This window comes from Bifidobacterium felsineum (assembly GCF_002802915.1).
GTDB lineage: Bacteria > Actinomycetota > Actinomycetes > Actinomycetales > Bifidobacteriaceae > Bifidobacterium > Bifidobacterium felsineum.
This window is the reverse complement of sequence record NZ_PEBJ01000003.1, coordinates 91,631-106,714: the sequence shown is the minus strand read 5'-3', so window position 1 is coordinate 106,714 and position 15,084 is coordinate 91,631. Positions and strand designations below refer to the sequence as shown.

Annotated in this window: 13 protein-coding genes; 9 read left to right on the top strand and 4 right to left on the bottom strand. The window is 58.0% G+C overall.

What is annotated here, in order from left to right; all coding sequences use genetic code 11:
• Positions 1–19: 19 nt before the first annotated feature.
• From CSQ86_RS06835 to CSQ86_RS06825, 3 genes are all read right to left on the bottom strand, one after another.
• Positions 20–589 carry a sugar O-acetyltransferase gene (locus CSQ86_RS06835; protein WP_100494374.1) on the bottom strand — a complete coding sequence of 190 codons (570 nt, stop codon included), beginning with the start codon at positions 587–589 and terminating at the stop codon, positions 20–22.
• A gap of 246 nt (positions 590–835) precedes the next feature.
• On the bottom strand, positions 836–1,699 hold the full coding sequence (locus CSQ86_RS06830; RefSeq protein WP_100494373.1) for a LysR family transcriptional regulator: 864 nt from the start codon (positions 1,697–1,699) through the stop codon (positions 836–838).
• 122 nt (positions 1,700–1,821) lie between these two features.
• Positions 1,822–2,451 carry a TetR/AcrR family transcriptional regulator gene (locus tag CSQ86_RS06825; protein ID WP_100494372.1) on the bottom strand — a complete coding sequence of 210 codons (630 nt, stop codon included), beginning with the start codon at positions 2,449–2,451 and terminating at the stop codon, positions 1,822–1,824.
• Between the two features lie 188 nt (positions 2,452–2,639).
• On the opposite strand from CSQ86_RS06825, the gene CSQ86_RS06820 reads away from it, so the two are divergent.
• The 9 genes from CSQ86_RS06820 to CSQ86_RS06780 all read left to right on the top strand — a co-directional run bounded on the left by CSQ86_RS06820 (position 2,640) and on the right by CSQ86_RS06780 (position 14,157).
• Positions 2,640–3,341 carry an ABC transporter ATP-binding protein gene (locus CSQ86_RS06820; protein WP_100494371.1) on the top strand — a complete coding sequence of 234 codons (702 nt, stop codon included), beginning with the start codon at positions 2,640–2,642 and terminating at the stop codon, positions 3,339–3,341.
• 19 nt (positions 3,342–3,360) lie between these two features.
• Complete coding sequence (locus CSQ86_RS06815; protein WP_100494370.1) at positions 3,361–6,024, top strand: FtsX-like permease family protein; 2,664 nt, start codon at positions 3,361–3,363, stop codon at positions 6,022–6,024.
• 130 nt (positions 6,025–6,154) lie between these two features.
• Positions 6,155–6,718, top strand: coding sequence for an elongation factor P (efp, locus tag CSQ86_RS06810; protein ID WP_033889801.1), 564 nt, complete (start codon positions 6,155–6,157; stop codon positions 6,716–6,718).
• Between the two features lie 33 nt (positions 6,719–6,751).
• Positions 6,752–7,255, top strand: coding sequence for a transcription antitermination factor NusB (nusB, locus tag CSQ86_RS06805; protein ID WP_100494369.1), 504 nt, complete (start codon positions 6,752–6,754; stop codon positions 7,253–7,255).
• Positions 7,256–7,492: 237 nt separating this feature from the next.
• Entirely contained in the window at positions 7,493–8,707 is a 1,215-nt protein-coding gene (carA, locus tag CSQ86_RS06800; protein ID WP_165773797.1) for a glutamine-hydrolyzing carbamoyl-phosphate synthase small subunit, read from the top strand.
• A gap of 1 nt (position 8,708) precedes the next feature.
• Entirely contained in the window at positions 8,709–12,092 is a 3,384-nt protein-coding gene (gene carB / locus CSQ86_RS06795) for a carbamoyl-phosphate synthase large subunit (RefSeq protein WP_100494367.1), read from the top strand.
• Positions 12,092–13,012 (top strand): orotidine-5'-phosphate decarboxylase, encoded by a 921-nt coding sequence (gene pyrF, locus CSQ86_RS06790; protein WP_100494366.1) that lies wholly within the window; start codon positions 12,092–12,094, stop codon positions 13,010–13,012. The genes carB and pyrF overlap by 1 nt, the downstream gene beginning before the upstream one ends.
• Before the next feature lie 145 nt (positions 13,013–13,157).
• The gene (gmk, locus tag CSQ86_RS06785; protein ID WP_100494365.1) at positions 13,158–13,748 is read left to right on the top strand and encodes a guanylate kinase; all 591 of its coding nucleotides are present in this window, start codon (positions 13,158–13,160) and stop codon (positions 13,746–13,748) included.
• A gap of 85 nt (positions 13,749–13,833) precedes the next feature.
• Positions 13,834–14,157, top strand: coding sequence for a hypothetical protein (locus CSQ86_RS06780; protein WP_100494364.1), 324 nt, complete (start codon positions 13,834–13,836; stop codon positions 14,155–14,157).
• Between the two features lie 91 nt (positions 14,158–14,248).
• On the opposite strand, the gene CSQ86_RS06775 is transcribed toward CSQ86_RS06780, so the two are convergent.
• On the bottom strand, positions 14,249–14,953 hold the full coding sequence (locus tag CSQ86_RS06775) for a 3'-5' exonuclease (RefSeq protein WP_100494363.1): 705 nt from the start codon (positions 14,951–14,953) through the stop codon (positions 14,249–14,251).
• Positions 14,954–15,084 lie beyond the last annotated feature (131 nt).

Genomic DNA, 15,084 nt, shown 5'->3' with positions numbered 1-15,084 from the left:
CCAGCTTCGCTGCCGAGCATCAGATGTGACCAATGACCTTGGCGGGATTGCCGGCCACGATGCTGCCGGCTGGCACGTCGTGAGTGACAATTGCGCCCGCGCCCACAATGGCACCGTCGCCGATAGTCACGTTTTGCAGCACAATGGCGCCCGCGCCAATCCACACATGTTTGCCGATAGTGATGGGCAGGCTTGTGGTGGTGGCGCGGTCCATTGGGTCTTTGCTGTGGTTGATGGTGATGAGCTGCACGTTCGGGCCGATGAATGTGCCATCGCCAATGGTGATGCCGCCGCGGTCCATCAGCGTGCAACCCCAATTGATGAATACGCCTCGGCCAACCTCGATATTGTGCCCGAAATCCGTGTAAAACGGCGGATTGAAACGGAATGACGGGTCAACCGGGTGACCGACGATGCGCTCGAATAGGGTATGCGCTTCCTGTTGTTCATGGTATCCGGTGTTGAGCTCCGCGCAAAGCCGCTTGGCTTCGTTGATGATGGTGGCGATGGCGCAATAGCCGGGGTCGCACGGGTTGACTGGTTTTCCGGTACGGTCGCGCTCGAGAATATCGGCTGCTTTGGTGGTCATGATGGCTCCTTGGTCGTGTGCTGCCATCATTGAACCGCGGGGGTTTGGCGCTGTCTAATACCTATGGTTTATGCGCTTGCATGCCGGCGGGGCATGAACATGCCGACGTTGACTCGTGCTGCTCTCCCTCAGTCAGCTTCGCTGACAGCTCCCTCACCAGAGGGAGCCGAGTACGTGGGACTTACTCATGTGGATACGGGCGGCTTTTTCACCAGAGGGAGCCAAACTAATGGAGCCGGAAGATAATCACATAGTCTGTAGGAACTTGGCGAATGCGGCGGCCGCTGGGGATGCGGTCCCTTGCTTTTTCCACACCAGTACCGAACTGCTTTCCAATGGTGGTGCAAGACGGATTCCACGCACGCCCGGATAGGTGGTGCCGTGGTCAAGGCACAGGTACAGTCCGAGGCCGCTGGCTGCCATTGCCGCGCCATTGGCTGGCAGATTGCAGGTGCCGGCGATGTTGAGATGCGGGGCATAAGGCCCGAACCAGTTCAGTACCACGCGGCGCACAGGCTCACGCGAGGGCAAGAGCAGCGACTCGTTGGCCAGATCAGCTGGGGAGAGGGATTCGTGGGCTTCAAGTGGATGACCGTTCGGTATCATCGCACACCAATGTTCGGTGATATTGGTGCGTAAAAACTCGTATCGACTGGTGTCCACAGGGTCGGCGAGCAGACCGAAATCCAACAATCCTTGCTCAAGCTGGTCTTGAATCACATCCGCAGTGGTGCTGACCACATGGAAGCGCACGCCGGGATGCAAGGTGCGGAACGCGGCCATACGGTCGGCGAGGAATGTCATGGCGCGTACTTCGCCACAGCCGGCCATAATGTCGCCGCTTAATTCGTAGCTGGACTGCTTGAGCTCAAATTCCGCCTTGTCCGCCAAGGAGACGATGGTTTGCGCGCGGTCGCGCAATAGTCGACCTTCTTCGGTCAGTGTGATGGTATGACTGCCGCGCTCGAACAGGGTGACGCCGAGCTCCTCCTCCAGTTGCTTCAACTGCCGGGAAAGCGTCGGCTGGGAAATGCGCAGCAACTGCGCCGCCCATGTGATATTGCCTTCCTCGGCCACCGCCAGAAAATACCTGAGCACGCGCAATTCCATGATGATTGGTCCCCGTTCGCAGCTGATGTGATGCCACCATTGTAGATGGATAGGGGTGTTGCGGCAGTAACTGCGCGCTCGAACGGTGGGTGTGCGCAGTTACTGCCGGTTTTCGGGTTTATTCAGGCAGTAACTGCGCGTGACGACTGCGCAGATGTACTGCCGTTGTCCTTCAGCGAATTGATGAGCTGGGCGACGATGGTTGGTAATACCGAACTACTTAGCCATTCGATATTCTCCGGTGTGAATGCCTCCGGTGCTTTGGCCAAGACGCCGAGTATGCCGCTGGATGCAAATTCCAACATAATGCGTTGGCCGGGATTGAGTGTCGCCATATTGCGACCGAGCGTCGCCAACCAGATTTCGATGACATGAGCTTTCAGCTGATTGGCCAGTCCCGTCGAACCGTGTGGGCCGGCGATAAGCGCTAGCTTCCGAATACTGGCAATGCGTTGCGGCGAGGTTATATTGGCGATGGCATAATTGCGAATCGCGTCAATGCCCTCGTCTTGCCGGATGATATGCGCAATAAACGCGTTGATATCCGGGTCGTCATAGATTGCGGCGATGGCGTCGTCCGCCAGTTCCGGAATGTTGCTGTAATGGTAGTAAAACGCACTGCGGTTCAAGCCGCTCAGGCGCGTGACATCACTGATGGTGATCTGCGCATATGGCTTTTGCTCCAACAGCATCCAGAATGCCTCCTGCATCTTTTCCGGTGCGCCTTGCTCGCCCGTCTTCGGTCGTGCCATACGTGTCTTCTTCCTGTCTTCTCGCCTGCAATCAATAACTCAACATCGTATCGTGTTTTTCGCATGATGATGCGGCTTCCGGGTGAAAACCCAACATAATGATGAATTGCGTGGATTTTATTACCCAACAGAGTGATGTATTTCTTGGAATTGCAACACAGCCATCGCAAGAGAGGACTTAACGTACTATGGCTTTCCTTGAATTCCATGATGTAGTGCGACAGTACGGAAGCGGCGAATCCGCGGTACTGGCGTTGAACCATGCCAGTTTCGACATCGAACAGGGGGAGCTCGCCGTTATTCTTGGCGCATCCGGCGCCGGCAAATCCACCACGTTGAACATTCTGGGCGGTATGGATCGCGCCACCTCAGGCTCCGTGGTGGTCGACAGCAAAGACATTACTCAAGCTAACGAAGCCGAACTGACCGACTACCGTCGATTCGACGTGGGCTTCGTCTTCCAGTTCTACAACCTCGTGCCCAACCTGACGGCACTCGAAAACGTGGAACTCGCCTCGCAAATCTGTCCGAATGCACTTGATGCGCGCGAAACCCTTGCCAAAGTCGGGCTCGGCAATCGTCTCGCCAACTTCCCGGCACAGCTATCTGGTGGCGAACAACAGCGTGTTTCCATCGCCCGTGCCCTTGCCAAGAATCCGAAGCTACTACTGTGCGACGAGCCGACCGGCGCGCTTGACTACAACACCGGCAAGGAAGTACTCCAGCTGTTGCAGGATTCCTGCCGACAGCATGGCATCACCGTGGCGCTAGTAACGCATAATTCAGCGCTCGCGCCGATGGGCGACCGGCTGATTCGCTTCCGCTCCGGTAAAGTCACCGAGATCACGCGCAATCTGAACCCCACGCCCATCGCGGACATCGAATGGTAGGGGAGCGGCAGGAACAGTCATGAAGAAAACAGCACTCCGGAAAGACGCGTGGCGCGCCATCGCCGGCAACGGCAAGCGTTTCGTGGCCATGCTCGTCATCGTAGCGGTCGGTGTGATGATGCTCGGCGGCCTCAATACTATTGCTCGGGATATTCGCGGTGGCCTAGACGAATTCTTCGACGCCACGTCGATGCATGACATCTCCATCATCTCCACCCTTGGCTTCGATGATGACGATATTGACGCATTGCAGCAGGTCGATGGCGTTGCCAAAGTCGCTGGTGAACACTCGGCCAGTGTGACCACGGCCATCGATGGTAAACAATCCTCGGCAACCATCACCACCCTGAACAATGAAGGCGTCGAACAGCCATATCTCAAGGATGGCAGGCTGCCGAAATCGACCCATGAAATCGCAGTCACCGAGCAGTATCTGAACGATAGCGGCAAATCATTGGGCGACACATTGATTTTCCAGCCAGATGATTCGCTCACGTCCGCGGCATCGACCTCCGCGAATGACGCAACTGGCATGTTTTCAGACGGCAACTACACCATCGTCGGCACGGTGATCGATCCAAACGATATCGTCAACCCGACCGGCCCGTTGGCTTTGGTGTCCGGCGCGAAAACCGTCTACCCGATGTTCGTTGCCGAAGATGCGCTCAACGATGCTGACGCTCCGTATGCGTCGGTGGTCATTACAGTAGCCGGAGCGAAGGCGCTGAACACCTATGATGACGATTATCTCAACGCCGTTGATGATGCAGTTGCCAATATTGAGGCCATCCAAGCGGCCCGCGAACAGGCGCGTACTGATACCGTGCATCAAGCCGCCTTGGATAAAGCTATGGCATCCATCGATGCGCAGAAAGCCAAAGTCGATGCTCTGCCGGACGGATTGCCAGCCAAGGCAGCCGCCGAGCAGAAAATCGCTGAAGCGGAGGCACAAGCCAAAAGTACGGTGGATGCCATGCCGAAAGCCACATGGATTATCCGCGACCGCAGCGCCGTAACCAGTTATGAGGATGTCAAAACCCAAACCGAAATGATCGCGCGTCTGGGCACAATGTTCCCGGTACTGTTCCTCATCATCGCACTGCTGGTCAGCCTTACCGCGATCACGCGCATGGTCGAGGAGGATCGCGGACTCATCGGCACATACAAAGCGCTCGGCTATACGCGCCACGAAATCATGCTCAAATACTTGGTGTATTCGGGCGCCGCATGCCTGTTCGGCGGACTGCTCGGCGATGTGCTGGGTATGGTCGGCCTGCCTTTTATGTTCACACGCAAAATCATTACCAATATGTATGTGTTGCCGAACTATCCGCTGCTGGTTGACTGGCGGCTTGCCCTCGGTGGTGTGCTGCTGTTCGTGGTCATTATTACCGGTGCCGCGATGGTAGCTTGTGCTGGATCGCTGCGATTGGAACCGGCCGAACTCATGCGCCCCAAGGCGCCCAAGGCCGGCAAAACCATTGTCCTGCAGCGTATCGGATTCATCTGGAATCACCTGAGCTTCCTTGGCAAGGTGACCGCGCGCAACTTGTTCCGGTACAAGTCCCGCGCGCTGATGGTGATCATCGGCGTACTCGGCTGCACGGCATTGATGACGGCCGGATTCGGCATGGGCAGCTCCGCGCTGACCCTGATGCCGCGCCAACACAGCGAGATTGCGCCATACGATGTGCTGGCCGTGACTTCTGCCGCTGATCATGACAAGGCTCAGAGTGCTCTGGATGATGATTCCGAAGTGAAATCCACCTTGCCGCTGCAACTTGGCAGCGTCACGCTTGCGCCGGCGCAACATTCCGGTAAGGACTCTGATGCTGCGGATGATGCGAAACTCACCGCACAGTTGATGGTCATTCCGGACGGCAAATCAACGGACGGCTACATCAATCTGCAAACGTCGGACGGCTCACCCATCGAACTGGAGTATGCGGATGATGGCATTATCGTGACCGCCAATGCCGCGCGCAAGCTGGCGCTCGCCTCCGGCTCCAGCGTGAATCTCACCGATCAAATGGCCAACACCGCCGATGCCACTGTGCATGAAGTCGCTCAGTACTACACCGGCAATCTAGTGGTCATGTCCCAATCCACGTACAAGCAGATATTCGATGAGGATTATGCGCCGAACGCCTATCTCATCAACGTGCGCGGAGATGCGAATGCGCAGATAGCCTTCGCAAACGATTTGGCCGAGCAGAGCGAATACCTGTCGGTGACGAGCTCCGCCAAACAGGAGCGCGACTTCTCCAAGAGCTTTCAACTGTTCTTCGTGATGATCGGCTTCATCGTAATCATGGCCGCGATCTTGGCCGTGGTGGTGCTCTACACACTTGCCAGCACGAATATTTCCGAGCGCGAACGTGAGCTGGCCACCATCAAGGTGCTCGGCTTCCGCAAGCGTGAGGTACATGGCTATGTGAATAAGGAAATGCTGCTGCTCAGCGCCATCGGTATTGCGATTGGCATGCCGTGCGGGCGTGCGCTGCTCGGTTTCCTGGTGAGCAAGCTGGATCTGCCAGGCATGAACATCGTGCCGAATGTGCTCTGGTTCTGCTATGCGGGAGCTGCAGCATTGGCGCTCGCCTTCACGTTGCTGGTGAGCCTCGCCACCAACCGCTCCCTCGATCGCATCGACATGGTCGGTGCCTTGAAGAGCCCCGAGTGATGGCTGTTTTTCATGCGGGGCGGCATGGTATAACACCACTCCGCTTCCGCTGTATACCCGTTGTGGCATAATTGCCGAGGCAATTTTTGGGCATTGCCCTAGAAGTTTGATTTGAAAACAGGTGAATAACGTGGCACAGACTACCAACGACATCAAGAACGGTTCCGTCCTGAACCTGGACGGCCAGCTGTGGACCGTCATGAAGTTCCAGCACGTCAAGCCGGGCAAGGGCCCCGCTTTCGTGCGCACCACCATCAAGAACGTGCTCTCCGGCAAGATTGTTGACAAGACCTTCAACGCTGGCATGAAGATGGAATTCGAGACCGTGGACAACCGCACCCTCCAGTACTCCTACGAGGATGGCGACAACTTCGTGTTCATGGACATGACCACCTACGATCAGATCATGGTTCCGAAGACCCTCGTGGGCGACAAGGCCAAGTTCTTGCTCGAAGGCACCGACTGCCTCGTCTCCTTCCACGACGGCACCCCGCTGAACGTTGATCTGCCGGGCTCCGTGGTCCTGACCATCACCCACACCGAGCCGGGCCTGCAGGGCAACCGCTCCAACGCTGGCACCAAGCCGGCCACCGTTGAGACCGGCGCCGAGATCCAGGTGCCGCTGTTCATCAACGAGGGCGACCGCGTCAAGATCAACACCGAAGACGGCTCCTACACCGGCCGCGAGAACTGATTCTTTCCGCAGCACTGGAGGATTAGCAGCAGTATGGCACGTTCTACCGCGCGTAAGAGGGCTCTGAACACCCTGTATGAGGCAGATGAAAAGAGCCAGGATATCCTGTCTCTGCTCGATGAGCGCATCGCTCACCCGGGCGCTCAGACCCCGCTTCCTGACTACGCCATCGAAATCGTTCGTGGTGTGGCAGAACATCGTCGCCAGATCGATCGCACGCTGGACGATTACTCCACGGGCTGGAAGGTCAGGCGCATGGGCGTGGTCGATCGCAATATTCTGCGTATCGCCACGTGGGAGATTCTGTTCAATGAAGAAGTGCCGGATAAGGTAGCCATCGATGAGGCTTTGGCATTGGCCAAGACCTTGTGTGATGACGATGCCCCGGCATTCATTCACGGCCTGCTCTCCGCGATTTGCAATGCAAAGGATGCTGAGCCGGCTGATACCACAGCACAGAATCCTGGCGATGGCGATTCCGCCGATGCCGCTGATTCCGCAGTTCCGTCCGCTGACGATCAGCCGACGGAAGAATAGTCATTGATTGAAGCCTCCCCATTGTGGGGAGGCTTTTTCATGGGTAGACGGGCAATTGACCGTTGTTATCCAAGCCGGTGTGGTACCGGCTGCCCCTGCCAGCGGGGTGATTCTCAAGTCGCATTCGCATCAGGCGGCGTGTGAGTCTTAGCTGGCCGTTAACCTTGGTACGAATACCCGAAACAGCATAAGGGGGTTTTGGTGAGCCAGAACGAGTCCGGAACCATCGCTATTCCGATGTATGACAAGGACGATGCAGTCCTCGTTTTGGAAGACGGACAGGTGTATGTGGGAGAGCCATATGGCGCCCTGGGCAAGACGACCGGTGAGATCGTCTTCGCCACCGGTATGACCGGATACCAGGAGACGCTCACCGATCCGAGCTACGATCGCCAGATCGTAGTGCAGACCTTCCCGCACATCGGCGATACCGGTGTGAACAGCGAAGACCCTGAATCCTCCCGCATCTGGGTCGCCGGCTATGTGGTGCGCGACCCTTCTCCGAACGTGAGCAACTGGCGCGCCGAAGGCAGCCTGGACGATGACTTGAAGAAGAACGGCATCGTCTCCCTGAGCCACATCGACACCCGTAAGCTCGTGCGTCATCTGCGCTCCGCAGGCGTGATGCGTGCCGGCATCTTCTCCGGCGACGCTCTGCTCAACCCGGAAAACGGCAAGCTGCGTGACATCGACAGCATGCTGGAAGATGTGAAGAACACCCCACAGATGCAGGGACTGAGCCTGTACGACGAAGTCTCCACCAAGGAGATGTACACCATCGAACCGTGCGGCGAATACGAAGGCAAGGAGCCGCTGTACACCGTGGCCGCCGTGGACCTCGGCATCAAGGGTATGACCCCGCATCGTATGGCCGAGCGTGGCTGCCGCGTGCATGTGGTGCCATCCACCACCACGTTCGAGCAGATCGAAGCCCTGAACCCGGATGGCGTCTTCTTCTCCAACGGCCCGGGCGACCCGGAGCAGGCCGGTCCGGAAATCGAACTGCTGCGTAAGGTCTTGGACGCTGGCTACCCATTCTTCGGCATCTGCTTCGGCAACCAGCTGCTGGGCCGTTCCCTCGGCTTCGGCACCTACAAGCTGAAGTTCGGCCATCGCGGCATCAACCAGCCGGTCAAGGATCTGACCACCGGCAAGGTGGAGGTCACCGCCCACAACCACGGCTTCGCAGTTGACGCCCCGATTGGCGAGACTGTGGACGCTCCGTTTGAAAACGGTAAGTACGGCAAGGTGTTTGTCTCCCACATCGATCTGAACGATGACGTGGTCGAAGGCTTGCAGTGCGTGGATATCCCTGCATTCTCCGTGCAGTACCACCCGGAGGCCGCAGCAGGCCCGCACGATGCGGCCTACCTGTTCGACCGTTTCTGCGAACTGATGAAGAACAATCCGCGCGACGCTCGCGCCAACAGCAACATCAAGGAAGGTAAGTGATATGCCGAAGCGCACCGACATCAAATCCGTGATGGTCATCGGCTCCGGCCCGATCGTAATCGGTCAGGCTGCGGAGTTCGATTACTCGGGCACCCAGGCATGCCGCGTCCTTCGTGAGGAAGGCATCCGCGTCATCCTCGTCAACTCGAACCCGGCCACCATCATGACCGACCCCGAGATGGCCGACGCCACCTACATCGAGCCAATCGCCACCCCGATTCTCGAGCAGATCATCGCCAAGGAGCGTCCGGACGCACTGCTGCCGACCCTCGGTGGCCAGACCGCACTGAACGCCGCCATGGCGCTGGGCGAGGCCGGCGTGCTGAAGAAGTACAACGTCGAGCTCATCGGCGCATCCCTGGAAGCCATTGACCGCGGCGAGGATCGTGAGCTGTTCAAGAAGGTCGTGGATGAGGCAGGTGCTGAATCCGCACGCTCCCGCATCGCCCACAGCCTTGAGGAATGCGATCGCATCGCCGAGGAACTCGGCTACCCGCTGGTCGTGCGCCCGAGCTTCACGATGGGTGGTCTGGGTTCCGGTATCGCCCACGATGAAGAGGATCTGCACCGCATCGCCGGCGCAGGCATCCACTACTCTCCGACCGACGAAGTCCTGATTGAAGAGGGCATCGAGGGTTGGAAGGAATTCGAGCTCGAGCTCATGCGCGACCGCAACGACAATGTCGTGGTCGTCTGCCCGATCGAAAACGTTGACCCGGTGGGCGTGCACACCGGTGACTCCATCACCGTGGCACCATGCTTCACTCTGACCGACCGCGAATACCAGAAGCTGCGCGACATCGGCATCGCCATCATCCGCGGCGTGGGCGTGGACACCGGTGGCTGCAACATCCAGTTCGCCATCCACCCGGACACCGGCCGTATCATCGTCATTGAGATGAACCCGCGCGTCTCCCGTTCCTCTGCATTGGCTTCCAAGGCCACCGGCTTCCCGATCGCCAAGATCGCCACCAAGCTGGCCCTCGGCTACACGTTGGACGAGATTCGCAACGACATCACCCAGTCCACTCCGGCATCCTTCGAGCCGACCATCGACTACGTGGTCACCAAGGTGCCACGTTTCGCCTTCGAGAAGTTCCCGGGCGCCGACCCGACTCTGACCACCTCCATGAAGTCCGTGGGCGAGGCCATGGCTCTGGCAGGCAACTTCCAGGAGTCCCTCGGCAAGGCCATGCGTTCCATCGACAAGCGTCACATGGGCTTCAACTGGGATGGCGCCAAGCCGTCCGCCGAGGAAGTCGCAGAACTGCTCGAACAAGTGCACGTGCCGACCGAGCACCGCTATTTGCAGCTGATGCGCGCCATCTGGGGTGGTGCCACCGTCGAGCAGCTGTATGCTGCCACCAAGATCGATCCGTGGTTCCTCAAGCAGATCTCGTTGATCAACGACATGGCTATGACCGTTCGCGCGGCCGAAACCCTGACGCCGAAGCTGCTGAAGAAGGCCAAGCTCGCCGGTCTTTCCGACGTGCAGATCGCTCATCTGCGTGGCCTGGGCGACGAAGGCGAGAACACTATTCGTGAGCTTCGCTGGAACTACGGCATCCGCCCGGTCTACAAGACCGTGGATACCTGCGCGGCCGAGTTCGATGCGGCAACGCCGTATTACTACTCCTGCTACGCCGATGAGACCGAACTTCGCCCGCGTAAGCGCGAAGCCGTGATTATCCTCGGCTCCGGCCCGAACCGTATCGGTCAGGGCATCGAGTTCGACTACACTTGCGTGCACGCCGTGCAGGAGCTCGGTAAGGACTATGACACCATCATGGTCAACTGCAACCCGGAGACCGTGTCCACCGATTACGACATGTCCGACCGCCTCTACTTCGAGCCGCTCACCTTCGAAGACGTGCTCGAAATCTACGAGGCCGAGAAGAAGATGGGCCCGGTCAAGGGCGTTATCGTGCAGCTCGGTGGCCAGACCCCGCTGTCTCTGGCAGCCCGTCTGAAGGCCGCCGGAGTGCCGATTCTCGGTACCACGCCGGAATCCATCGATTTGGCAGAAAACCGTGAGCTCTTCGGCCAGGTGCTGAAGAAGGCGGAGATGAACGCTCCGCGTTACGGCACCGCGCTGAGCCTCGAAGAGGCCATGGATGCCGCCCACCGCATCGGCTACCCGGTGCTGGTGCGCCCGAGCTACGTGCTCGGCGGCCGCGGCATGGAAATCGTCTACGACGACAAGCAGCTGACCAAGTATGTGGATCGCGCACTGGCCCAGGCCCAGGCCGATACCGTGGTCTCCGGCCGACTGCCTTCCCCGCTGCTCATCGACAAGTTCCTGCAGGACGCCATCGAAATCGACGTCGACGCCCTGTTCGATGGCAAAGAGCTGTACATCGGCGGCATTATGGAACACGTCGAGGAAGCAGGCGTGCACTCCGGCGACGCCGCCTGCACCCTGCCGCCGTCCACCTTGTCCGACGATCAGATTCGTCGTCTCCGTGAAGGCACCTACGCCATTGCCAAGGGCTGCCATGTGCAGGGCCTGATCAATGTGCAGTACGCCTTTATGGCCAACACGCTGTACGTGATCGAAGCCAACCCGCGCGCCTCCCGTACCGTGCCGTTCGCCTCCAAGGCCACCGGCGTGGCCCTGGCCAAGGCCGCGGCCCGCATCATGGCTGGTGAGACCATCGAAGACCAGCGCAAGAACGGTCTGCTGCTGCCCAAGGGCGACGGTGGTGTGATGCACCGCGGCCAGCAGGTGGCGGTCAAGGAATCCGTGATGCCGTTCAAGCGATTCCGCACTCCGGTGGGCAAGACCGTGGACATTCTCCTCGGACCTGAAATGCGCTCCACTGGTGAGGTCATGGGCTTCGACCGTGACTTCCCGCACGCCTTCGCCAAGAGCCAGCTCGCCGCCTACGAAGGCGGTCTGCCGACCTCCGGCAACGTGTTCATCTCCGTGAACGACACCGACAAGCGACAGCTGCCGCTGCTTGCCGTGCGTCTGGTGGAGCTCGGCTTCAAGATCTGGGCAACCGAAGGCACTGCTTCCGTGCTGCGCCGCTACGGCATCGACTCCAACATCGTCGACAAGATCAGCACGCGCATGGATTCCGATCCGGAAGCACCGGTGGTTGTACACCATGCGGAAGGCTCCGTGGGCAAGAACGTGGTTCAGCTCATCGAGGACGGCAAGATCGATATGATCCTCAACACGCCGAACTCGCGCGGCTCCCGTTCCGATGGCTATTCCATCCGTGCGGCCGCTATTGCCGCCGATTTGCCGCAGTTCACCACCGTAACGGAATTCCAGGCGGCGCTGCTCGCCATCGAGGCCGTGAAGCATAATGATTACCAGATCATGAGCATCCAGGATCATTCGAAGCAGCTGTTCGAATTGGAGAGACAGGAGTTCTGATGGTTACCACTAGCGGCGAGGAGCAGCAAGCTCAGCGTTCCGATTTCGGTTTACGATTGAGCAATTCGATGGCCAAGTATGGACCATTATGTGTAGGCATTGATCCACATCGAAAGCTCCTCACCGATTGGGGGTATAACGTCGACGCCGAAGGTGCCGAACTCTTCTCCATGCGTATGCTGCAGGCCGCCAATGGCAGGGCTGCAGCGGTGAAATTCCAGTCGTCCATGTTCGAGCGTTACGGATCCAAGGGATTCGAAGCGCTCGAGCGTGTGCTCTACGCGGCACGCCAGATGGGTGTTATCACCATCGTGGACTGCCTGCATGGTGGTCTTTCCACTACTATTTCCGCCATCGCCGATGCCTATTTCAAGCCGGGCGCACCAATGCTGGCCGATGCCATTACGTTGCTGCCATACTATGGCGCTCGTTCATTGAACGGTCTGATTTCCGAAGCATTGGAAAATGGTCGCGGTGTCTTCATCGCATCGTTGACCTCGAATCCTGAGGGCATGAGCTTGCAGACGTCGATTCGTCAGAGCGGTGAATACAAGGGCCGCACGGTGGCCTATGGCATCGCCTCCACCGCGCAGAAGCACAATGCCGGCATCGACGGCATGGGCTCTGTGGGTCTGATCATCGGCGCAACGATCGGCCAGTGGATGCAGGATTCCGGCGTGGATCCCTCCAAGTTCACTGGTCCGATCTTGTCTCCCGGCTACGGCTGGCAGGGCGCCGAGGCCAAGGACCTGAAGACGGTGTTCAAGGGAACCCGCGGCAACGTGCTGGTCACTGTCTCCCGCTTCATTGCCTCGCACGGTCCGGATATCGCGGCCCTGAGCCAGGCCACCGAATCCATCGCCCTCGATGTGCGTCAGGCGCTGATGGAAGCCACTGCTGAAGGCGAGCAGACCAAGTAAGGCCTTTACGCAGCCTTCGCCATAAGGATTCCGGGAGTAGCCTGACTTGCTCCGCTGAGCATAGAAAAAGCGTATATGATATCGGCATTTCGCAATACGAATGCCGATATTTTCATTGGTTAAAGATTGTTATTGAGGAGGAACTATGAGCGAACATACACCTGCGGGCCGTTTGATTGTACTGACCGGCCCGACCGCTGTAGGCAAGGGAACCGTGGAGGCAAAGCTTCGCGCTGATCACCCGGAAGTATGGGTTTCCGTATCTGCTACCACCCGTCAGCCGCGCCCAGGCGAGGTCAATGGCGTCAATTACTGGTTCCTCACTGAAGATGAATTCCTGGCCAAAGAGAAAGCCGGCGAATTCCTGGAGACCGCCGTGGTGCACGGCATGGCCCATTACGGCACTCTGTTGAAGCCAGTGGAGGAGCATCTGGCCCAAGGTGTGCCGACGATTCTCGAAATCGATCTGCAGGGTGCCCGTCGTGTCAAGCAACGTGCCTCCGAACTAGGACTCGAAGTGGTGTATGTGTTCATCGCACCGCCGAGCTTCGAGGAATTGAAGCGTCGCCTTATCGGGCGCGGTACCGAAACTCCGGAGCAGCAGGCTCGCCGCTTGGAAACCGCCAAAATCGAACTGGCCGCGGAAAACGAATTCGATGTGACCATCGTCAACAATACTGTCGATCAGGCTGCTGAAGATCTGTGGCATATCATCGCCAAGGAATACGGTCTGTAGACGTTCGCATAAAGCCAGGAACAACTACGCAAATGCCGGCGGTTCTCGCTTAACAAATCGGTGGAATGCTCCTACCGTATGAGGTATGAGCATTCCAACCAAATATCCAATGAAGCAATATCTGGCTGGCATCGTTGAAGCTCTGAAGTCCGCTCCAGGCAATGGTGCCAACCCCAATGATGTGGAAACCATTCGTTTCTACTCCGAACTCGGCAACGATGCGCCCGACTCACAGTGGCCGAACGTGCTGGTAGCCATCGCGCATGTCACCAAAGCCGCCTCCTATGATCCGCAGGTCAAGAAGGCCTTCGCGAATGCCGGCGGTTTTGATTATGTCAAAGATGCACAGCACGCCATCATGGAGTCGCTGACCGCTGATGCCGAAAAGTTGGTCGCCAAACGCGGCTGACCGCAACGGTTGTTTTCCTTCTAGCTCTTCTTTAGCAAATCCTCTTGCATGAAGCCCCTCATCATCGAGGGGCTTCATCGATATTGCCGGATTATCGCAGCCAGAGTTGCTGATGGATGATTTCGGCACTGGTTTTCGCCGGTACCGGACGCCAGCCGATGGTTGTGGCGTCGCAATGCTCCGCCATATACTGGTGCATCCATTCAAGACATTCCTGCGTCTGAATCGCATCGCTTAATGCGCGGTGCTCTTCATTGTTCGCAATACCGAAACGCACAATGAGATCGGCCAGACGATGATGTTTGAACTCTGGGAACAATACTCGACTGATTTGCATGGTGTCATAATCCATGCAGGAAAATGGCATACCGGTGATATGACGGGTGTTGTAGTCGAGGAAGCGCAGATCGAAACTGACGTTATGGCCGACAATAGGTTCGGCAATGGATTCTGATTGCGAATCAGCGAGCCAAGCAATGAAGCGGGGGAGCACATCATCAATGGGGTCCAAATCCGCCACCATAGCATCACTGATTCCAGTCAATGCGGTGATTTGCCGTGGAATCGGACGCAGCGGATTGACTAATTCCTGAAACTGGTCGACGATCCGCCCATCGCGTACGCGAACGGCGCCGATTTCCGTGATCGCACAGCGATTCGGGTAGAAGCCTGTGGTCTCCAAATCCAGCGTCACATAGTCTCGAGGAAAGCCCAACGCATCCGGTTCGGATAGCGCCCCATACGCTGTTTGCGCTTCAGTGGGTCTTCCGAAGACGGTGATACCGGAATTAGTCACGATTGCTCCTCATAGTGCTTTAACAATCAGCATTGTTCTGCATACTCGCATGGATATTGTAACGGAATCGACATAGTAAGACCCCGCTGGTGTGGCTATGCCGTGCTGATGAGTCAGCTGAGCACACTCCA